Source organism: Parabacteroides sp. An277 (assembly GCF_002159645.1).
Lineage (GTDB): Bacteria > Bacteroidota > Bacteroidia > Bacteroidales > Tannerellaceae > Parabacteroides.
In genome coordinates this window covers 29,351-50,971 of sequence record NZ_NFJB01000023.1, presented here as the reverse complement: position 1 = coordinate 50,971, position 21,621 = coordinate 29,351, and the positions used below count along the sequence as shown (strand labels likewise).

Below are 21,621 nucleotides of genomic sequence, written 5' to 3'. Positions count from 1 at the left end.
CGGCACGTTCTTGTCCTGTGGATGCAAGATTTTATGAAGAAATGCTTGCAAAGCGTGTTAAGAAGAGGAAAGAAAAAATCTAAATGTACCGGATAAACGGGCGTAAGTCCGACCTAAAATTGGAAAAGTCCCGAGAAAAACTCTATCTTTAGGCTAAAGATACATATCTTCAAGTTAAAGATATATATCTTCAGGTTGCAGATGCATATCTTTAGCCTAAAGATAGAGTTTTTCTCGGAGCTTTTCTATTTTTCCAAAGAACTTAACGGATTTTTCCCGGAGGGGTTAACGCGTTAAGTAGCATTTAGGTTGCATATATTGGACATGGTATCCCGAATCGGTTCGGAATAGGGTGTAATTTTCGAAAAGGATAAGGGCCGAATCCAAGTCCACGCGCAAGAGTTCGGTATATTTCCCTTCTGGAATGGAATCCGACAGAGAAAGCCCTGCTTGCTGCATTTGGTTGGCAAAGATGCGGGAGAAATGGTTATGATAAACCAAGCTGTCTTGAATATAAAGGCTTAAGCTATCTTTAGATGTTAGGTAATAGTTCCCCTCTCCCGAGAAGGGATCCAAAAAATAAAGCTGTTTGTAGCCGGAAATATCCATAGACTCTTTCGAAAGAATGGTTATCATCTCTTCCTGCCGGGCTTTTTTCTCGGATTCAGGCCGTTGGGCTTGCGACCAATCTTCAATATGTTTAGCGGATATGCCCGGTATATATGTAATGATCGAAAAGAGAATCGTTGCGAACCATGCCGCTATCGTATAATGGGGCAACCGGCGGAAGAAAAAGAGGAATGCGGTAAGGGTCAATACCGATACTACGGCTATCAGATAAACACGCGGTTCGGTGAATCCATATTCGCGAATCCGATAGACGATACCTACCCAACATAATATTAATGTGGGCAATGTGATCCAGCTTGCCCCTCGATAAAACCAGACATATATCGGCTTTTCCAAGAAGCATTGGCAACCTTTTAAGATGAAAAACGCACTGACGAAGGCCGTCACCATATAGGCTATCTGTCCTTTCGGAAGCTCGAAGGCAATCACAATCTTCAACATGTAAAGATAAAGAATAACCGTATAGATTATTAATGCCGGAGAGAGAATGTAATTCAATAAGAAATGGAACGCTTTGCTCGGTCGTATGGCCTTGTCTTTGTAGGTGTCTTGGAATAGAACGAACAGGAGAGGCATGCAAAAAGCCCAGGCAATGGCTTGTATGGCTAATAACCAATCGTCCTCATTCCCTTTCCATATATCAAATATGTAACTGATAGAGGCGATAATGGCCCATAAAGTAATCAAAATAGTCAAAGAGAGGACAAACGAAATCCCGACCGATTTCACATAATTCAATGCTCCGTTGGCAAACAAACGGTCGTCCTTTCGGCTTGTGGCCAAGATATATAGAATTTGGATGATTACCAACGTGAAAAAATAGTGAAGCGATACGACGGCTTCATCGATTCCGTAAAAGGGAATTAATAATAGTAAAGGCGAGAGATAATAGAGCCAGCGTACTACCTTTTGTTTGCTATGGGCATGGAAGATACAAGCAAGTAAGAATACAACCGGGGCATACCGCAACAGATTCACAATAGCATGGTTGTCTGTGAAAAGCAGACTTAACCATAAAATACAGAAACACACCGCCAGAAAGGATTCTATCGGATTCCGTTTCACACTCTGTTTCCATTTCAGCCAAAAGAGAAGTAGCTTGTCTGCTTTCATAATCCTAATGCGTTATAAATTGCTTTTCCCCAGAATTTCCCCAAATCTTTGGCACCTTCTTGGTTGGGATGCAGAAAGAAGATGCCGGCACGGCCTTGCTCATGTTGGAACTTGGCTTCGTTCTCTTTGAAGAAATCGAAAGCCTCTGTATCACCCAAGAAAACACGCCCGGGTGCTTTTCGGGCATACGTTTTTATCAGTGCCTGAATCTCTGGATAATAGGATTCAAGTCTATTCAGTCCCTCTTGCAGGTACTTAGCGCCATTATACGTATTCGGGCTATACCAAATGGGGCGATGTACCACTACCTTGCAAGTCGGATACAAAGCCAACAGGGAATCGATTAGTTGTGTCATGTTTCGGGTATATTGTTCGGGCGATACCGGTGCTCCATTTGTTCCTTCCATGGCACTGTCGTTTGTTCCCAGCATGATGGAAAAGAGGAGCGTAGCCCAGTCTTCGTCGGCCAATAGGTCTGCGGCTTGTTTAGCTTGGTCGAACAAGGTGTGCGTTTCGGGTAAATAATCTACAGTCGTACATCCGCTCACGCCTTGATTGCTGAACTTTACCTGCCCGATGCCTGCTTGCTGGTTCAAATAGAAGACAGCTTGTGCCGGAGGGGCTTCGTGTGATGGCTTTGCCAACCCCGCCCCGTGCGTGATACTATTCCCGATGAATATGATATTGAGGTGCTTTTTCGGTGCTTCTTGTGCATATACCACGCCAACCAGCCCCACGAGGAGCGCCACCCAGCTCCATTTCCGAATCCTTTTCATATACTATAATTTATGATGGTTTGATAGAATGTAGGGCAAAGAAACGAATTTTTCCCCAGAATAGAAAGGAGAGGGGAAAAGAAATTCCCCTTAGCCTGGGGAACTATGTTTCCTTGCTAAGGGGAATCGTGATAGGGCAAGAAGAAGAGAAATCGACCTCTTACTGTATGTTGGGAAGCTCCAATCCGTATCCTTTCTTCTTGTCTTCACGTTTCAAGAGGAAGGCTACGAAGAGGGCGACAATGCCGAAACACATGAAGATGACCATCGGAAGGGTATAATCGTAGGCAGGACCTCCGTTCGTCGTGTCGAGTTTGCAATAGCTATCCAATACCCAACCAATTAAGGCAGGAACCCCCATGAGTCCCCAGTTCTGTACCCAAAAGATAAGCGCATAGGCTGTACCGAGTTGTTTCTCTGGGATAATTTTCGGAACGGATGGCCACATCGCGGAGGGCACGAGTGAGAAGGCGATGCCGAGCACAATCATAATGGCCGTTGCAAACCACCATACATTCAAGATGGGCAGTGCGAACAAGAGATGCACAATAATGAGCATCACGGCACCGAGGAGCATGATGCTGGCTCCTTTGCCATGTCGGTCGTACAGGTTTCCGAAGAAGGGCGTGAGGAATAATGTCCCTAAAGGCAAAAGGCTGGGAATGAAACCGGCCAATTCTTGCTCCACACCATATTTGTTCACCATCAAGTCGGTGGCATATTTAATAAAGGGGAAAACGGCTGAATAGAACAAAACACAAAGAAGGGCAATCAGCCAGAAACCACGGTTCCGGATAATGAGGAACACATCCGAGAAGCGGAACGGCTCTTCCTTTTCTTCCTCTTCGCCCGCCATCGAAGCCTCCAGTTTTTTATCCATTACCACATATACCATATACGATATGGTTCCGATACAAAGCATGATGAGGCAGAGCAGCACCGGAGCCGATACGCTTTGGAAGTATTTCGCGAAAGGAACCGTAATAGCCATAGCCAACATCGTCCCGATACGTGCCGTCGCCATTTCCAATCCCATCGCCAAGGCGAGTTCTTTCCCTTTAAACCATTTGACAATCACCTTCGAGACGGTGATGCCGGCAATCTCTACACCCATGCCAAAAATCGCATAGCCGAGCGAAGCATAAGCCACTTGCGCTTTAAAGCCCAGGATTTCTCCGCTGGTACCAATATATCCTGCTATGGCTGCATATTTGATGGCGCATCCGACAAGCATCAGGATACACGACATCATTCCCGTAAAGCGGACTCCCATCTTGTCAAGAATCATTCCGCCGAAGATGAGCATCAAGAAGAAGACATTAAACCAACCATAGGCGGAGGTAAAGAACCCGAAATCGGTACTGGTCCAAGCCAATTCAGCTTCGAGCATGGGTTTGAGTGGCGACATGACATCTGTTAGAAAGTAGCCGCATAACATCGTGAAGGCGACGATGGCCAATGCTGTCCAGCGGGCCGCCTTCGAATCACTGAGTTTTTTTTGTATGAATTCTGTCATATGTAATTTTAGTTTTGTAAATTCTTATCTGTAGTTCTAATGCAGGGCTTTTCATTCTTCCTCGAATAAAGGCATCGCGTCGGCTACCACGAAGGTACTGCCGCCAATAAAGATGAAATCGTCGGGCGTGGCTTCTTGCAGGACAGTCTTGATAGCGGCCGCGACGGTAGTGTAATATTTTCCCATCAGCCCATGTTTGGAGGCTCGTTTGCGCAATTCTTGCGCTGGGAGGGCTCGTGAGACAGAGGCTTGGGTGAAATAATAGGTCGCTTCTTGCGGCATCAGGTCCAATACGCCGTCAATGTCTTTGTCGTTCGAGATGCCGATAATCATGCGGAGCCGATTGCACCGTCGACTTTCGGCTTCGAGTTGCCACGATAGGTATTCCCATCCACCGGGATTATGGCCCGTGTCGCATACTACACGTGGATATTGGCAAAGGGTTTGCCAGCGTCCCATCAGTCCGGTCAGTTCAACCACATGGGCAAACGCTTCGTGGATGGCTTCTGTGGGGATGTGGATGCCTGTCTCGCGCAATGCCTTGACAGCTGCCAGTACCGTAACGGTATTCATCGATTGTACCATGCCACCCAGTTCGCCGATGAAGTTCCCGAATTCTTCGGTGGTGTAATGCCATTGGTTGTCCGTCCCCAGCGAACCCTCTACGGTGAGGATGCTTTCCGGCGCGATGTAAAGCGGCGCACCGACTTCGCGAGCCTTCTGGAGGAAGACTTCGCGTACGCTGGGTTGCTCCGCTTCGCCTATCACAACTGGCACACCCGGTTTGATGATGCCTGCCTTCTCGCCCGCAATCGCTTCCAGCGTGTCGCCTAAAAATTGCGTATGGTCGAGGCTGATGTTTGTGATAACGCTCAAGACAGGCGTGATGATGTTCGTGCTATCCAGCCGTCCGCCCAGTCCTACTTCGACGACGGCAAAATCTACCTGTTGGTCTCGAAAATAGGCAAACGCCATGGTTGAAGTCAATTCGAAAAAGGAGGGTTTTAGCGATTCAAACTGCTCGTGGTATTTTTCAACAAACTGCACCACATATTCCTGATCTATCTTTTCCCCATTTACCCGGATGCGCTCACGGAAATCCACCAAGTGTGGTGAAGTGTAAAGCCCCACTTTATAGCCCGACTTTTGCAAGATGGCGGCAAGGAGGTGGCTTGTCGAACCTTTTCCGTTCGTACCGCCTACGTGGATGGTGCGGTAAGCGCGGTGCGGATTATCCAACAGGTTGTCTAATGCGTGGCTCGTGTCCAACCCCGGTTTGTATGCCCCAGCTCCTTCGTGTTGGAACACGGGAGTACTTTCGTAGAGGTATTGTAAAGTTTCTTCGTAAGTCATGTTTCTATTTTGTTTGATTGAGTGGCAAAAGTAAGCAATTTATTCTTAATTTGCCTCCATAATAGCTAAAAATGCAACTTGAAAGGTCGTACATCGTATGATTCTTCCCTTATTCCGGTCTAAAAAGGCTCTTGCAAGTGTCTCGGAGCTTTCGGAAGGGCTTGCAGCCTTTTGTTGTACGGGCATTCCTGTTTCTCCCTTTCATTTTTATTTTCTTGTTCTTTATTTTCTTCGTATTTTTGCGGCGTTTTTCGAAAAAGAAGAAGATATTGGAAAGAATGGAAAAGAATCAGTTGGGGCGGTTGCTCCTGTTGCTCTTGTTGACATTCGTGTTTTGTTGCCTGTTTTTCTACATGCCTGGTCATGTGGGGAGCATACCTTTGAAACGGGTGGATATGTTCTCGGAATTGCGTACGACGAGTGGGATTGCGGCTATCGACACGTTGCAAGAGACATGGTTGGAAGAGGATACAGTGGCGGTCGATAGTGTGGCGTTACAACGGGCGGCTGCCGAGAAAGCAGGAATGGATTCGCTGGCCTTGGCGGTGCGCGATTCTTTATATAAAGCGTTGTATGCGGTGGAAGGGAGCGATTCGACAGGGCACCGCGTGGAGGATTATTCCGTCGGACATGTGGGGTTGACGCGCTTCTTTACGGCGATTCGTAATAGAATGGAACTGGGGCGCCCCGTGCGGGTGGCCTTTTTGGGAGATTCCTTTATTGAGGGAGATATCCTCGTGGCAGACTTTCGCACCGAGATGCAACGCCGTTTTGGCGGTCGAGGTGTGGGTTTCGTGCCGATTGCTTCGGCTGCTGCTCAATACCGACCTACAGTCAAAACCCAATCCAAAGGTTGGACGACGTGGTCGATGTTGACAGACCATGAGCATCCGTACACGCTCTCTTGTATGACCTTCGAAGGCGATACGAGCGAGGCCTCTTTCGCGGTAGAAGCTGGAAAGCGGTATCCGGAATTAGACTCTGTCCCTTGTCTGCATTTCATTTATGAAAAGAATACGCATACGGAGATGTTGGTTTCGGTGAACAGTACAAAGGATTCGCTCCGTGTCTCTTTGCCGCCGACGGATAGCATTTCTCAATGGACTTATCGCCAAGCGACTCACCGGGCAGATTTCCGATTTGTTCGAGCGAAGGGATTCCGTGCTTTGGGCGTGGTGATGGAAGCCGACGAAGGTATTACGGTTGATAACTATTCGATGCGTGGCAACTCGGGAGCGGTGCTTGAGCGACTGGATTCAGCTTCGTGTCGGACGTTGAACGCTCTTCGTCCGTATGATTTGATAGTTCTGCAATATGGCCTCAATGTAGCGAACGATAGTGTTATGCAGTATGGCTGGTATGCCAAGAGGATGGAAGGTGTCGTCCAACATGTGAGGAAGTGTTTCCCTTCGGCCGATATTTTGCTTATGGGGGTATCTGATAGAAGCCGTCAAGAGAATGGCGCTTTTTATACCATGCCCTCTGTATTGGCGCTTCTCCATGCCCAACGGCAGGCGGCACGACGTGCTGGCGTAGTTTTCTGGAATACTTTCGGCGCGATGGGCGGTAAAAACTCGATGGTCAGTTATGTGGAGAAAAATTGGGCCAGCAAAGACTATACACATTTGGGTTTCGGAGGTGGTCGCGAGTTGGCGCGTATCCTCACAGAGGCTCTATTAGAAGAGATGAAGTTTTACGAGGAGGCAGATGCTCATGAGACGAAAAAGTAATCCCTTTATACGTTTCCTTATATATATATATGTATGTATAGGAACCGTTACGAGCCTCGACGCCCAATCCCTCTTAACGCTCGAAAGCGATACCCTACCGCTTCCTTTGCCAGGGATGCTCGTCGAGGGGCGCGACACGTTATATATACCTGCATCTACGGATCATGCGCTCCGTCATACCTTCGCCCTCTTGGATTCCCTCCGCGAAGGTAAAGACACCGTCCTCACGATTGTTCATCTGGGCGACTCGCATATCCAGGCGGGGTATTACAGTGGTCGCACGATGCGGCTTCTGCAGTCCACGTTTGGGAATGCAGGTCGGGGTTGGATATCTCCCCTGAAGCTCAATCATACCAACGAACCGGCAGATTACTTCATCCGTTCCTCTATTCGCGAATGGACTGCCGGACGCATCACCCAACACCGCAAGCGTACTAACATAGGGATGGGCGGCATCGGCATACGAAGCCTTTCCCCTTCGATTAATTTACAGGTACGCATCGCTCCCAAGAATGGGGCAGGTTATTCCTTCAATAAGGCTATCTTTTATCGAAAAGGAAATGCCATGCCTATGCTCCCTACAGACGAAAGCAAGCCTCTCGCGAAGGCCTTCCTTTGCGATACATTATTACCTGGAGATGTCCGAGCGGATACCTTTTGCCTTTCTCGTTTAACAGATACGCTTCTCCTCCATAGTACGCGGCGGAAGCAAGGCACGAATACCCTTCTACCGGCCTCTACCTTCAACAATACTTACTTTGGCTTTAGCCTTACGAATGGGAATCCCGGTATACTCTACCATTCCATCGGTGTAAATGGTGCGATGTATGTCAACTATACCGATGAAGATTATCTGCCAAGGCTCGCCCTGCTGCGTCCTCAGCTACTGATTATCTCCCTCGGTACGAATGAGAGTTTCGGTCGTAGATTCTCCGAGGTAGAGTTCCACGATCAGGTGAAGCGCTTCCTCATAATGGTTCGTCGGGAGATGCCATGCGTGGAGATAATCCTCACCACTCCGCCGGAATGTTACCGACGCACGTATGTCAACAAGAAGCGGGTCTTCGTGCGGAACGACAATACCTCGCGAGTAGCTTCCGTTCTCCGGCAAGTAGCCCGCGAGGAGGGTCTCGCCTGTTGGGACCTCTTCACCGCTACAGGAGGGAAGAACTCCTCTCGTAAATGGTTTGAACAACACCTCCTCGCGAGGGATCGCATCCATTTCTCACGGCGTGGGTACGAGGACCAAGGTACCCTTCTTTACCGTGCCTTCATGAAGGCTTATTACAAATATAAAAGTTTTTAATTCGTTACGCTTAATGATTCATTAGTCATGTCCTTATTTGATGATTTATCCTTTTCCAAGATAGGGGAGATATTGACCTATAATCCTTTGGAACCCATGCTCTTTAGCAGTGGATTGTTCTTCTTCCTATTCTGTTTCTTCTCCGTGTGTTATATAGCTTTAAGGAAACATACGTTAGCACGCATTATCTACGTTACGATGTTCTCGCTCTACTTCTATTATAAGAGTAGCGGGTTGTGGTTTGGTTTGTTGGTCTTTACAGCCACATCGGACTTCCTTATCGCTCGTATTATGGAAGTGATGGAGAGTCGTAGGAGGAAGCAACTGTTGGTCGTCTTGAGTCTTTGTGTCAACCTCGGTATGCTCTCTTATTTCAAGTATACGAACTTCTTGATAGACCTCGTGCAAGGGTTTATGCGGGAGGTAGGCATGCTCTTCAGTTACGAGCCATGGCGGAGTATCGAGCCGGTTCATTATGACATCTTCCTGCCGGTTGGTATATCTTTCTTTACCTTCCAAAGTATCAGTTACGTCATCGATGTATATAGGGGGCGTATCGCGCCTCTTCATCGCTGGATAGACTATGTCTTTTATGTCTCCTTCTTCCCCCAGCTCGTGGCTGGCCCTATCGTCCGTGCACGGGATTTCATCCCACAGATATATAGGAATCCAGTCGTAACCAAAGCGGAGTTTGGGGAAGGGTTATTTTTAATCATCTGCGGACTCTTTAAGAAGTGTGTCATATCAGACTACATCAGTCTCAACTTCGTAGACCGGGTATTCGATGCGCCCACCCTTTATACTGGCGTGGAGAACCTCTTGGCGGTCTATGGTTATACCCTACAAATATATTGCGACTTCTCGGGCTATTCGGATATGGCCATAGGCATAGCGCTTCTTTTGGGCTTCCGATTTAATATCAACTTCGACTCTCCTTATCAGTCTGCTACCATCACCGAGTTTTGGCGTCGTTGGCATATATCATTATCTTCCTGGCTAAAGGATTATCTCTATATCTCGTTGGGAGGTAATAGGAAAGGGAAAGGTCGTACGTACCTGAACCTATTCCTCACGATGCTTCTTGGTGGACTATGGCATGGGGCGTCAGTACGCTTCATACTGTGGGGTGCCTTGCATGGGGTTGCGTTGGCCATACACAAGGCCGTAATGGCGGCTTTCCCCAGCTTTAAGAAGGTGGGAGCCGAGATGGTAACGTGGCGTCGTGTCATAGGTGTATTATTCACGTTCCACATCGTCGCCTTTGGGTGGATATTCTTCCGTGCCGAGAGCATGGAGAAGGCCCACGAGATGTTGTCTCAAATAGTCACGAACTTCCATCCTGAAGTGTTCTCACAGTTCATCTCAGGATACCAAGGGGTATTCACGCTCATGGTCTTGGGTTACCTCTTCCACTTCGTCCCTAAGCGTGTCGAGTGTTACCTACAAAGGGGTGTCACGAAGGCGCCTATTGTCTTGCAGGCAGCCCTCCTCGCGCTGGCTATCTTAGTGGTAGTACAGTTCCGAAGTGCAGGCGTGCAGCCCTTCATTTATTTTCAATTTTGATATATCATTATGAATATGGAACAGCATTCACAAAACATCAACAAGGTGCTTGTACGTCCCCTACGCATGGAGGACTATAAGCAGTTATCGCAATCCTTTAAGAGGGTCTATTCGGATGGTTCGGATGTATTCTGGACACGGGAGCAGATTGAGAAGCTCTTGGATATCTTCCCCGAAGGACAAGTGGTTACAGTAGTAGATAATAAGATAGTAGGGTGTGCCCTCTCTATCATTGTCGATTACGATCGTGTTAAGAACGACCATACGTATGCGGATGTAACGGGTAACGAAACCTTTAACACCCACAACCCAAAGGGTAATATATTGTATGGTATCGAGGTCTTTGTACATCCAGAGTACCGTGGCTTACGGTTGGCCCGACGGATGTACGAGTATCGCAAGGAACTCTGCGAGAGCTTGAACCTGAAGGCCATTATGTTCGGAGGTCGTATCCCTAATTATCATAAGTATGCAGACTCTATGCGACCTAAAGAGTACATCGACAAAGTACGTAAGAAGGAGATATACGACCCTGTCTTGACGTTCCAACTCTCGAACGACTTCCACGTTCGTAAAGTAATGACCAACTACCTCCCTAATGATGAAGAGTCAAAGCACTTCGCGACCCTTCTCCAATGGGATAATATATACTATCAACCTAAGCCTGAAGTAATCGCAACCAAGAGTACTGTGAGGGTGGGGTTGGTACAGTGGCAAATGCGTCCCTATAAGAGCTTAAATGATGTCTTTGAACAGGTCGAGTTCTTCGTGGATGCTGTCTCTGATTACAAGAGTGACTTCATCCTCTTCCCCGAGTACTTCAATGCACCGTTGATGGCCAAGTTTAATGATAAAAGCGAATCACAAGCCATACGCGAGCTCGCACAGTATACCGACGAGATGCGCGAACGGTTCGTCAAGTTAGCTATTAGTTACAACATCAATATCATTACAGGTAGTATGCCTCAAATACGGGAAGATGGACTCTATAATGTGGGCTTCCTTTGCCGTAGAGATGGTTCTTATGAAACCTACGAGAAGATACACATCACACCTGACGAAGCCAAGAGCTGGGGACTCACGGGTGGGAAGCGTGTACAGACATTTACGACCGATTGTGCGAAGATTGGTATATTGATATGCTACGATGTAGAGTTCCCTGAACTCTCCCGCATTATGGCCGACCAAGGCATGCAAATTCTCTTCGTGCCTTACCTCACGGATACCCAGAACGCTTACTCACGCGTGAAGGTATGTGCCCATGCGCGAGCTATCGAGAACGAGTGTTTCGTGGTCATCGCGGGCAGTGTGGGTAACCTGCCACGTGTGCACAATATGGATATACAATACGCCCAATCAGGGGTCTTCACACCTTGCGACTTTGCCTTCCCAACCGATGGCATGAGGGCCGAGGCTACGCCTAATACAGAGATGATTCTTGTATCCGATGTAGACCTGGACCTGCTGAACGAATTGCATACCTATGGTAGTGTACGAAACCTGCGCGACCGACGTCACGATCTCTACGAGGTACGGCTCAAGAAGAAGAACTGAGCATACCCATCAATAGTCATATGCATAGAGGCTGGCTCTCCTTCGCGGAGCCGGCCTTTGCTTTATCCCTGCTTCTTACGTTGCTTCTTCTCGATGGTTAACGATACCTTGCTGGCAGCTATCTTCATGGCCTTCTTAGGGGTATATATAATCTTTGGCTTCTTAAAGGCATTAGGGACGACCACATCCTCCTCTTTATCCATCATGTTAGGAGGCACCATGACCCTGAACGACCCCAACCTACCCAAGTCAACACTCTGCCCCTCGGACAATGCCTCATATACTACGTTACCCAGACTGATGAGTGCATTATGAACGTCACCCTCGGTCAAAGAGGTAGCCCGTTGAATACGTTCTACAACCATCTCCAACGTTAACTTAGACTGTGCTTTGGGATACGCGTAGTATACCCGTTTCCCCTTACGATGACCCATCGTAATCATCCTTGTACGAATACTAAACTTCATCTAAAAGACCCTTTCCTTTTATGCTACGTGAGTAATAATAACGATCTACCTATATCTATAACGCAAAGTACACGTCATTTAGTATAATAACCCACGAATATCCATCAGAAATAGTCACAGTGACTAACGACCAATAGTCACAGTGACTAATGACTAATAGTCACAGTGACTAATAACCAACATCCAAATATACCCTTAACCATACCCTACAGTTACCCATTACAATACCCTACGGTAAATAGCCACCATCTCTACGAGAAGATATGCCCCATGACCACTTACATCGGCAACAAGAGATATAAGTACCCCCCAGCAAACAGGCATCATGGGAGGAACAGAAAATAGAAGGCAGGGGCAAAGAGAGGGAATAGGGTTTTTTTGTACCTTTGCCACATGAATACGAATCGGATACTGCATAGGATATGGAACGGCCTGTGGCTGTTGGGGCTTCTCCTCGTGCTCGGAGGATGCCAGGCGACCAAGTATGTGCCAGACCATCATTACCTATTAGACCAGGTCGAGATTGAGACGGAAGGGGAGGAGGTGTTCAAGCCCTCGGAGCTCAGGGAGTACCTCCATCAGCGCCCTAACTTCAAGGTATTTGGCTTGATGAAGTGGCAGTTGTATGTATATAATTGGTCCGGTAAGAATGAGAAGCGATGGATAAACAAACAACTGAGGCGGATGGGCGAAGCGCCCGTCATCATGGATACGACGTTGATAGCCGAATCGGAAGCCGAGCTACAACGCTTTTTGGTGAATAAGGGCTATATCAACGCGGAGGTGTACCATCGGATAGATACCAGTCGAGAGAAGAAGGCCGTGGTGACGTATGTCGTCAAAGCGAACGAACCCTATCGTATTCGGAACTACCGGATGAACCTGTATGACGAACGCATCGACCGGATAGCGCATATCCAACCCCGGAAGCGGTCGTGGCTGTTCTCGGCTTTCCATTCCCTGTCGGACGACTATGTCTCTTTGATTGATTCTGGTATCCTATTCGACCGAGATGTACTGGATAGCGAACGGGAACGCATCACCTCTTTGGTGCGCCGAAGAGGATTCTATGCCTTTAACAAAGAGAACCTGACATATGTAGCCGACAGTTCCTTTCGGGCCAATGTGGTAGATGTGGAGATGCTTCTCAAACCACACCGGAAACTGAATGCGGATGGGAGTATTACGGAAGAACCGCATCGCCCTTACTACCTGAACAAGATCACGGTCGTGCCAGACTATGACCCGCTCCGGTCTGAAGCGGAGAATGCACTCCAACTAAGAGATACGATGCACGCAGGCAATATAGATGTAGTATATGGACCTACGGGGCATTTTATCCGTCCTTCGGTTTTAGCCAAGAGCGTATACCTCCAGCCCGGTCGTTTGTATAACGAGCGGACGGTGGAGCAGACCTATTCTTCATTCGCGAGGCTCCGTGCATTGAAGAATATCAACATGCGATTCCGCGAGTTCGAAGAGAATGACACCATGAAGTTGGACTGCATCTTACTGGCAGCCCCTACTAAATTACAAGGATTCGGGGTAGATTTGGAAGGAACCAACTCGAATGGAGACTTGGGTATCGCATCGAGCGTCAATTACCAGCATCGTAACCTGTTTAAAGGCTCAGAAGCCTTTTCTATCAAAGTAAGGGGTGCCTATGAAGCTTTAGGGTCAGGAGAAAACAGCATTGATGGGGATTATTGGGAAATTGGGGCGGAAACAGGTATCACCTTTCCCCGCTTTGTTTTTCCCTTCTTAAAAGATTCCTTTACGCGTCGCCTTCGGGCTACGACAGAGTTCAAGATTGGATATAGTTGGCAGACTCGTCCGGAATACCAGCGTGCTATCTTGTCTGGAGGATGGAGCTACACTTGGCAAGACCGGTTCAATACGCAAGCACGCCATACGTTTAAGTTGGTAGATATAGATTATGTACATCTCCCTAAGATTGATGTGGATTTTGCGGCATCCCTTCCTGAATCAACTCGACAGTACAATTTTACAGACCAGTTTGTGCTGGGGACAGGTTATACCTATTCCTTTAATAATTATATGTCACAACGCGAATTGCGCAATACGCATTCGTTGCGTGTCTCACTGGAGATGGCCGGGAACCTACTCTATGGAATTTCCAAACTGACTGGGGCAGGAAAGAATGCCAACGGGAACTATGAACTCTTTGGTCTCCCGTATGCCCAATTTACCAAAGTCGATGTGGATTTCTCGAAGAGCATGGTGATTGATGCCCGCAATCGGGTAGCTTATCATATAGGCATTGGAGTGGGATATCCCTACGGAAATATGTCTAAATTGCCTTTCGAGCGGAGCTATTTCTCGGGAGGAGCCAACAGTGTACGTGGATGGGCTGTGCGGTCGTTAGGGCCTGGTAGTATGGGATTAGAACACGCTACCTCCTTTGCAGACCAGGTGGGCGACATTCGTCTGGATTTAAACTTGGAATACCGCACTAAGCTCTTTTGGAAATTTGAGTTAGCCGCTTATATAGATGCAGGGAACATTTGGATATTCCATGAAGACCCTTCCCATCCGCAAGCAAATTTCGATTTCTCCCGCTTTTATAAGGAGATAGCCGTATCCTATGGATTAGGTCTCCGTTTGGACTTCGATTTCTTCCTCCTTCGTTTTGATACAGGAATGAAGGCTTACGATCCGCAAATGAGAGGTAGTGACCGATGGGCTATTAAGAATCCTAACTTCAATGCCCGTAATGGAAACTTTGCTTGGCATTTTGCGGTAGGCTACCCGTTCTAATATAGGAAAATCCTATTCGTCCCTTGCGTACCTATTATATATATTGTAACTTCGCGGCCGAAAATGAATGAGAATGGTTATGGAGTTTAGCAATAAGCATATTTGGAAGATTACGTTCCCGGTGTTGGTGAGTCTCTTGATGGAGCATGCGATTTCGCTTACCGATACGGCTTATCTGGGGCGAGTAGGAGAGGTGGAGCTGGGTGCTTCTGCGTTGGCGGGTGTGTTTTATCTAGTACTTTACATGCTGGGATTCGGCTTTAGTGTCGGTGCCCAGGTGATGATAGCACGGCGAAACGGAGAGGGTACGTATGACCGTATTGGTACCATTTTCATGCAGGGCTGTATTTTTCTTTTCCTTTTGGCAGGTGTTCTCTTTTCGCTCTCCCATCTTTATGCGCCTCAGTTGTTGCGAGGATTGATAGAGTCGGATGCCGTTTTTCAGGCGACAATTGATTATATCGACTGGCGCGTATATGGATTCTTCTTCTCATTCATCTCAACCATGTTTCGTGCTTTTTATGTCGGGACGACCCACACGAAGATACTCACCGCCAATTCCCTTGTGATGGTAGGGACCAATGTCGTATTAAATTACTTCCTGATATTTGGTAAGTGCGGTTTCCCGGAACTGGGTATTAAGGGAGCTGCTATCGCCTCTTCGATTTCTGAATTGGTATCGCTTCTTTTCTTCATCATTTATACCTTGAAGCGGGTCGATTACCGCAAGTACCGGCTTTTCAGCGACAGGCGGTTCGAATGGCATACGTTGAAACCCATCTTGAGTGTGTCTATTTGGATTATGATTCAAAACGGATTGTCGTTCTGCAGTTGGTTTATCTTTTTCATTGCCATGGAGCATCATGGCGAGCGGCCGTTGGCGATTACGAACGTGGTACGTAGCATCTCTGCTTTTCTATTTATATTCGTTCATGCCTTTGCGTCGACCAGCAGTTCGTTGGTGAGCAACCTGATTGGAATGGGCGAGAGCGACCGTGTCTTGCCGCTTTGTCGAAGGATGATTCGGCTTAGCTATACTATCGTGTTACCTTTGGCTGCCTTGATAGCTCTTTTCCCCGAAATCGTACTTCGCATTTATACGGACAATGCCGAGCTGATTGCGGCGTCGGTACCTTCGCTTTGGGTGATGCTTTCTTCGTACCTGCTGGCCGTGCCCGGATTCATCTTCTTCATGAGCGTATCCGGGACGGGAAATACCCAAGTCGCTCTTCGTTTCGAAATAGTCAGCATCTCGGTTTATACGGCTTACGTCCTTTGGTTAGTCTGGTTCCACGAGGCTGACGTGGCCATTTGTTGGACTTCCGAGCTGGTATACGATGTGATGATTCTCCTTACCTATTTTTACCTGAAACGCGGTACGTGGAAATTAAAGCGTATCTAACCAGAAACGCCATGCGCAGCAGCACGTTGGGTCGGTTACGTCGGGAAAGCAACTGACGCAGGCCGTGGCGATGCGTGCATCGATGGTACGGGCAAATCCTGCATATTCGATTTCACCGACCGGCTTGCAGGGATGAAAGAGCATTCCTTTCCGTTCACGAGCCCGTTGCACTCGGCATTCCCGCGTGCGGTAGGTCAGTTCCGTCCGGTCTGCGTTCCAAAGCAAATCCGCCTCGTTCAGGTTCGCATAAAAGCGGAGTTGGAGCGCGGCGGCCAATCCTTCCAATCCCGGCTTCTCGTCCAATCCCAGGAACGCCTTGATGCGTTTCGCCTCGATGACCGTAAAACGACGCCAAGCCTCCGCATCGTGATACATGGCTTCGTCCATGCCCCGTGTGCGCTCAATGGATTGGAACCAGACGCCATCCATTGCCAACCAATTTTTCGCGTAATCTTCAATCAATTCAATCAGCCGCTCTTTGGGAAGCGACTGCAATGCTTCATTCTTTGCCATGTTTCAAAAACCTTTCTTTTTATTTTGTGGGGGCAAAAGTAGGGAAAAATCCGCAAACTGGGAAAGCTCGCTGCAGACTGCGCAGAGGAATCCCAAGTTGGGAAAGCTCACTGCAGGCTGCGCAAAGGAATCCCAAGTTGGGAAAGCTCGCTGCAGGCTGCGCGGAGGAATCCCAAGTTGGGAAAGCTTGCTGCAGGCTGCGCGAAGGAATCCCAAGTAGGGAAAGCTCACTGCAGGCTGCGCGGAGGAATCCCAAGTTGGGAAAGCTTGCTGCAGGCTGCGCGGAGGAATCCCAAGTAGGGAAAGCTCACTGCAGGCTGCGCGGAGGAATCCCAAGTTGGGAAAGCTTGCTGCAGGCTGCGCGGAGGAATCCCAAGTTGGGAAAGCTCGCTGCAGGCTGCGCGGAGCTTTCCCAAAATAAAATATATGTTAAATAGACGGCAGGAAGCGTGTGATATCCTTACCTTTGTGTCCGTGAATAAAAAAGAAAAGAAAAATGAAAGAAACACCGATAGATTATGCCCTCGCGCAAGAGGTAATCGGGCAATACCATTTGCCTGATTTTGGAAAGGCCACGATTCGCGAAGTGGTCGCTATCTCGTCTGAGTTGGAAAACCGAACCGGGACAGAGTTCATACACATGGAAATGGGCGTGCCGGGGTTGCAGCCGGCGCAGGTAGGCGTTGAGGCTGAGATTGCCGCCCTTCGAAACGGTATTGCCTCCATTTATCCGAATATCAACGGGCTACCGGAACTGAAGAAACAGGCGTCGCGTTTCATCAAGGCTTTTATTAATGTAGACATCGCGCCCGAAGGTTGCGTGCCGGTGACGGGTTCGATGCAAGGAACGTTTGCTTCGTTCCTGACGGCTGGGCAATGCACGGAAGGGCGCGACACGATTCTCTTCATCGACCCCGGTTTTCCGGTACAAAAACAGCAAGTCACGGTCATGGGTTATCGATACGTCTCTTTCGACGCGTATGATTATAGAGGCGAGAAATTGCGTGACAAATTGGAGGAATTGTTGGAAAGCGGCGAGGTGGCGGCGCTCATCTATTCAAATCCCAACAACCCGTCGTGGATTTGCCTGACGGACGAAGAGCTCCAGATTATTGCCGAGATGGCGCGGAAGTATGATGTCATCGTCATCGAAGATTTAGCTTATTTTGCGATGGATTTCCGCAAAGCATTGGGCAAACCCTTCGAACCGCCTTACCAGCCGACGATTGCGCGGTATACGGATAATTACATCCTGCAGATTTCCGGATCGAAGGCGTTCAGCTATGCCGGGCAACGAATCGGCATTACGGCCATTTCGGACAAGCTGTATCACCGTGCTTATCCGGGACTGACCGAGCGATACGGAGGCGGGACATTCGGAACGGTCTACATCCACCGTGTGCTCTACGCTCTTTCGTCGGGCACGAGCCATTCCGCCCAATACGCGCTGGCAGCCATGTTTAAAGCCGCAGCCGATGGAACGTTCGATTTCGTATCCGAAGTGCAAGAATATGGTCGGCGCGCACACCGTTTGAAAGAGATATTCATTCGCCACGGATTCTATATTGTCTATGACCACGATCTCGACGAGCCGATAGGGGATGGCTTCTATTTCACCATCGGATATCCGGGAATGACGGGAAGCCAGCTCATGCAGGAATTGATATACTACGGAATCAGTGCTATCTCTCTTTCGACAACCGGAAGCCGACAAGAAGGACTTCGAGCTTGCACGTCGTTTATTAAGGACAATCAATATGACCTTTTAGACCGTCGTCTGGCCATCTTCGAAGAAAATCACCCGCTTTGAGAAAAAAGAGGCGAAAAAATTTGCAGTTCTGTTTTATTAACACTAATTTAGAGGCTCGAAGCAAAAACAAAGGAGGATAAAATGGCGATCTATAAAAACATTTTCCAAATTCAGCACAATGATGTGTTGCCACAGCCCGGACGGTTGTTGATTTCTGAGCCTTTCTTACGCGATGCCTACTTTCAGCGGGCGGTTGTATTGTTAATAGAACATTCCGGGGATACGGGGTCGATGGGTTTCATCTTAAACAAAAAGACGGAGCTGACGGTCAATGCCGTATTCCCGGATTTCCAAAATCTTCCGGACATTCCTATTTATTTAGGCGGACCTGTTGCCTCCAATCGTTTGTTTTTTGTGCATGCGTTGGGAGATGTTATTCCTAATTCGGTGGCAATAAATGCAAACTTGTATTTTGATGGAGATTTTGATGCGTTGAAGGAATATATCTTAAGTGGATGCCGAATTGCAGACCGGGTGAAATTTTTCTTGGGCTATTCCGGTTGGGAGAAGGGACAGCTGAAGAATGAAATCATTTCCAACTCATGGGCCGTCGGATTAGATGATGATGAACATGTCCTTGGAGATAATGGCGAGGCTTATTGGAAACATTCGGTGGTCAATTTAGGGGGGAAATATCGTCAGTGGATACAATTCCCTAAAGACCCTTACCTGAATTAAGAAGCTGGAAGATTTCTACATCTTTAAATCCATCGGGAGTCTGTGCCCATTCCCGAAGAATGCCTACTGACGAGAACCCAAACTTACGAAAGAGCGTAAGGCATGGTATATTAGTTGTTTGAATATGCACATAAACTTGATGAAGTTGTAAGAACGAAAACGCATAATTTACCATCAGTTGAAGTGCCATCCGCCCTATGCCTGCATGTTGGTACGGAGTGTCTATGTAGAGACCTAGGGCTGCACGGCGGTTATGTGGTTCGAAATCGAATAGATCTGCAATTCCTACTACCACTTTGTCATCAATTTGTTCAATCAGAAGACGAAGTTGGCGCAACTCGTAAATATCGTGATGCGCATGGGCAATGTATTCACGGAGCGCAAATCGGGAATAAGGCGCAAGTGTGTTGCCTTGGATCCAAAGATCTGGATTATTTTCCCATTTATAAAGCGTGTCTAAATCTTCTGGTTCGAGTGGACGAAGACGTAATTTGTCGTTACAAAGAAGTGTCATTTTATTTTCCGGGAGATATTAAAAAGTGAGGAATGCGATGATAAATATGATAAACCAGTTGCTTGTTTGGCATAAGGTCCATCAATAGAAACATTTGTTCGAATCGTGCGTCGGGATATACGAAAACAATATCCGTGAAACGTTTCATTTGGTTTTTGCGACATACGGCAGAAGCTATGCGCTCTTCGTCAAGGTTCCAAAGATTAATGTATTCGCACCTTCGGAATGAAGTAGCAAGGTATTTCCGTACGTCATTGAACGATGCATTTCGTCCTACCACCAATACTCGGCGCATCTTCTTTCCGTTGGTTTGTTGTTTGAAGATGTGAACCAAAGGAGCCGTCAATGCTTGAAAGAGAATAGCTGTCCGAACGGCTAAATTCATCCAAACGGACGATTGTATGTAGTATTTCCGATAAAAAATAAGCATCGCTCCATAGAATCGGCGAAGGAAGCTATATGAGACTTTCTGCGTGCTTTCTCCTTTATAATGGAGCATCCGTTCGGGTATGTAGTAATTCTTGTAGCCGGCTTGGATGAAGCGATAGGAAAGGTCAATGTCTTCTCCGTACATGAAAAAGGCTTCGTCCAAAAAGCCGATTTTATTCAACGCCTCGTGCCTCATCAACATGAATGCACCACAAAGAATATCTACTTCATGCTGTTCATCTGCCGATAAGTAAGATAGCGAGTAGCTGGCGAAGCGTGGTGAGTGAGGAAATAATTTGGATAATCCGAATAACTTGCAAAACGACACCCAAGGAGTAGGAAAAGAGCGTTTGCTTTCCGCCAGGAATACGCCATTTCCGTTGAGCATTTTCAATCCTAAAGCACCTGCTTCCGGATGCTCGTCCATAAAGCAACAAAGCGAGCGGAGCGATTCTTCACCCACAACTGTATCTGGATTTAGCATCAAGACATATTCGCCTCGGCAGATACGGAATGCTTGGTTGTTCGCTTTGGCGAACCCTACGTTCTTTTCGTTTTCTATGAAGGTAACTTCTGGAAATAGCGGACGAAGGTAAGCTATGGAACCATCAGTCGAACAGTTATCTACCACGTAGATATCCGTTTCCAAACCTTGCGTAGCTGCATGTATGGAATAAAGACATTGTTCCAAGAAATGTTTTGTATTGTAATTGACAATGACGATGGATAATTGCGTGTCGTAAGGCATGTTTTATAACTTAATGGAATCGTTGAAACTGGTACGGTTCAGGATGGAGCGTCCCAGCGTTACTTCATCTGCATATTCAATCTCATCGCCAATCGATACACCCCGGGCGATGACGCTTATTTGGATGGAATAGGGAGAAAGCTTACGGTAAATAAAGAAGTTGGTCGTATCGCCTTCCATCGTGGTACTTAGCGCGAGGATAACCTCTTTTATTTCTCCGCTTGCCACGCGTTCTACTAAACTATCAATCTCCAGGTCATTCGGTCCGATGCCGTCCATGGGTGAAATAATTCCACCCAGCACATGGTAAACGCCTTTGAATTGCCCTGTGTTTTCGATGGCCATTACCTCTTTGATGTTTTCTACCACGCACACTAAGGAATGGTCTCGGTTGGGATTGGCACAAATCGAACACATATCCTCATCGCATATATTATGGCAAATGCGGCAATACTTCACCTCTTGGCGAAGTTCGACCAAGGCACGGGCGAAGTTCTCCGTATAGGATGGGTCGCGTCGAAGCATGTATAATGCCAAACGCAGTGCTGTCTTTCGGCCTACACCTGGAAGTGTAGCCAGTTCATTCACTGCATTTTCTAATAATGCGGATGGGTATTTCATCTATAGCTCTTCATTCGTTTTTATAATGAAGTTATCTTTGCGGAAAAATATAACTATATTTCTTCTAGAAGATAGTTATATTCTGAGCAAGACATAGTTATGTTTTTCGACAAAGATAAC

The 21,621-nt window shown here is 47.5% G+C and carries 17 protein-coding genes; 8 read left to right on the top strand and 9 right to left on the bottom strand.

Annotated features, from left to right (window positions below; translation table 11 throughout):
- Nucleotides 1-285: 285 nt before the first annotated feature.
- The 4 genes from B5F77_RS10380 to B5F77_RS10365 all read right to left on the bottom strand — a co-directional run bounded on the left by B5F77_RS10380 (nt 286) and on the right by B5F77_RS10365 (nt 5,388).
- Entirely contained in the window at nt 286-1,743 is a 1,458-nt protein-coding gene (locus B5F77_RS10380; protein ID WP_087330486.1) for a DUF4153 domain-containing protein, read from the bottom strand.
- Complete coding sequence (locus B5F77_RS10375; RefSeq protein WP_087330485.1) at nt 1,740-2,519, bottom strand: GDSL-type esterase/lipase family protein; 780 nt, start codon at nt 2,517-2,519, stop codon at nt 1,740-1,742. The genes B5F77_RS10380 and B5F77_RS10375 overlap by 4 nt, the downstream gene beginning before the upstream one ends.
- 160 nt (nt 2,520-2,679) lie before the next feature.
- The gene (locus B5F77_RS10370; RefSeq protein WP_087330483.1) at nt 2,680-4,035 is read right to left on the bottom strand and encodes an MFS transporter; all 1,356 of its coding nucleotides are present in this window, start codon (nt 4,033-4,035) and stop codon (nt 2,680-2,682) included.
- Between the two features lie 51 nt (nt 4,036-4,086).
- Nucleotides 4,087-5,388: a folylpolyglutamate synthase/dihydrofolate synthase family protein gene (locus B5F77_RS10365; RefSeq protein WP_087330481.1), complete on the bottom strand. Its 1,302-nt coding sequence runs from the start codon at nt 5,386-5,388 to the stop codon at nt 4,087-4,089.
- Between the two features lie 278 nt (nt 5,389-5,666).
- Between B5F77_RS10365 and B5F77_RS10360 the strand changes: the two genes are divergently transcribed.
- The 4 genes from B5F77_RS10360 to B5F77_RS10345 are packed head-to-tail and all read left to right on the top strand — an operon-like array spanning nt 5,667 to nt 11,541.
- Nucleotides 5,667-7,118, top strand: coding sequence for a hypothetical protein (locus B5F77_RS10360; protein WP_087330506.1), 1,452 nt, complete (start codon nt 5,667-5,669; stop codon nt 7,116-7,118).
- Complete coding sequence (locus tag B5F77_RS10355) at nt 7,096-8,424, top strand: GDSL-type esterase/lipase family protein (protein WP_087330479.1); 1,329 nt, start codon at nt 7,096-7,098, stop codon at nt 8,422-8,424. The genes B5F77_RS10360 and B5F77_RS10355 overlap by 23 nt, the downstream gene beginning before the upstream one ends.
- A 27-nt stretch (nt 8,425-8,451) precedes the next feature.
- Entirely contained in the window at nt 8,452-9,987 is a 1,536-nt protein-coding gene (locus B5F77_RS10350; RefSeq protein ID WP_087330478.1) for an MBOAT family O-acyltransferase, read from the top strand.
- A 15-nt stretch (nt 9,988-10,002) separates the two neighbouring features.
- The gene (locus tag B5F77_RS10345) at nt 10,003-11,541 is read left to right on the top strand and encodes a bifunctional GNAT family N-acetyltransferase/carbon-nitrogen hydrolase family protein (protein ID WP_087330504.1); all 1,539 of its coding nucleotides are present in this window, start codon (nt 10,003-10,005) and stop codon (nt 11,539-11,541) included.
- 62 nt (nt 11,542-11,603) lie between these two features.
- On the opposite strand, the gene B5F77_RS10340 is transcribed toward B5F77_RS10345, so the two are convergent.
- Nucleotides 11,604-12,008: an HU family DNA-binding protein gene (locus tag B5F77_RS10340; RefSeq protein WP_087330476.1), complete on the bottom strand. Its 405-nt coding sequence runs from the start codon at nt 12,006-12,008 to the stop codon at nt 11,604-11,606.
- Nucleotides 12,009-12,401: 393 nt separating this feature from the next.
- On the opposite strand from B5F77_RS10340, the gene B5F77_RS10335 reads away from it, so the two are divergent.
- Complete coding sequence (locus tag B5F77_RS10335) at nt 12,402-14,786, top strand: BamA/TamA family outer membrane protein (protein ID WP_087330474.1); 2,385 nt, start codon at nt 12,402-12,404, stop codon at nt 14,784-14,786.
- A 79-nt stretch (nt 14,787-14,865) separates the two neighbouring features.
- Nucleotides 14,866-16,188 (top strand): MATE family efflux transporter, encoded by a 1,323-nt coding sequence (locus B5F77_RS10330; RefSeq protein ID WP_087330472.1) that lies wholly within the window; start codon nt 14,866-14,868, stop codon nt 16,186-16,188.
- Here B5F77_RS10330 and B5F77_RS10325 read toward each other — a convergent pair.
- Entirely contained in the window at nt 16,174-16,701 is a 528-nt protein-coding gene (locus B5F77_RS10325) for a DUF6125 family protein (RefSeq protein WP_087330470.1), read from the bottom strand. The two genes, B5F77_RS10330 and B5F77_RS10325, sit on opposite strands and share 15 nt — an antisense overlap.
- Nucleotides 16,702-17,197: 496 nt before the next feature.
- On the opposite strand from B5F77_RS10325, the gene B5F77_RS10315 reads away from it, so the two are divergent.
- Both B5F77_RS10315 and B5F77_RS10310 read left to right on the top strand, forming a co-directional pair.
- Nucleotides 17,198-18,511, top strand: a complete 1,314-nt coding sequence (locus tag B5F77_RS10315) for a pyridoxal phosphate-dependent aminotransferase (protein ID WP_087330465.1) — start codon at nt 17,198-17,200, stop codon at nt 18,509-18,511.
- Nucleotides 18,512-18,592: 81 nt separating this feature from the next.
- A complete protein-coding gene (locus B5F77_RS10310) occupies nt 18,593-19,189 on the top strand; it encodes a YqgE/AlgH family protein (RefSeq protein WP_087330463.1) in 597 nt (198 codons plus the stop codon).
- Here B5F77_RS10310 and B5F77_RS10305 read toward each other — a convergent pair.
- Genes B5F77_RS10305 through recR form a run of 3 tightly spaced genes read right to left on the bottom strand, consistent with a single transcriptional unit; the run spans nt 19,167 to nt 21,501 of the window.
- Complete coding sequence (locus tag B5F77_RS10305; RefSeq protein WP_087330461.1) at nt 19,167-19,703, bottom strand: GNAT family N-acetyltransferase; 537 nt, start codon at nt 19,701-19,703, stop codon at nt 19,167-19,169. The genes B5F77_RS10310 and B5F77_RS10305 overlap by 23 nt on opposite strands.
- A gap of 1 nt (nt 19,704) precedes the next feature.
- Nucleotides 19,705-20,880: a glycosyltransferase family 2 protein gene (locus B5F77_RS10300; protein WP_087330459.1), complete on the bottom strand. Its 1,176-nt coding sequence runs from the start codon at nt 20,878-20,880 to the stop codon at nt 19,705-19,707.
- Between the two features lie 3 nt (nt 20,881-20,883).
- Nucleotides 20,884-21,501: a recombination mediator RecR gene (gene recR, locus B5F77_RS10295; protein ID WP_087330457.1), complete on the bottom strand. Its 618-nt coding sequence runs from the start codon at nt 21,499-21,501 to the stop codon at nt 20,884-20,886.
- Nucleotides 21,502-21,621: the final 120 nt, after the last annotated feature.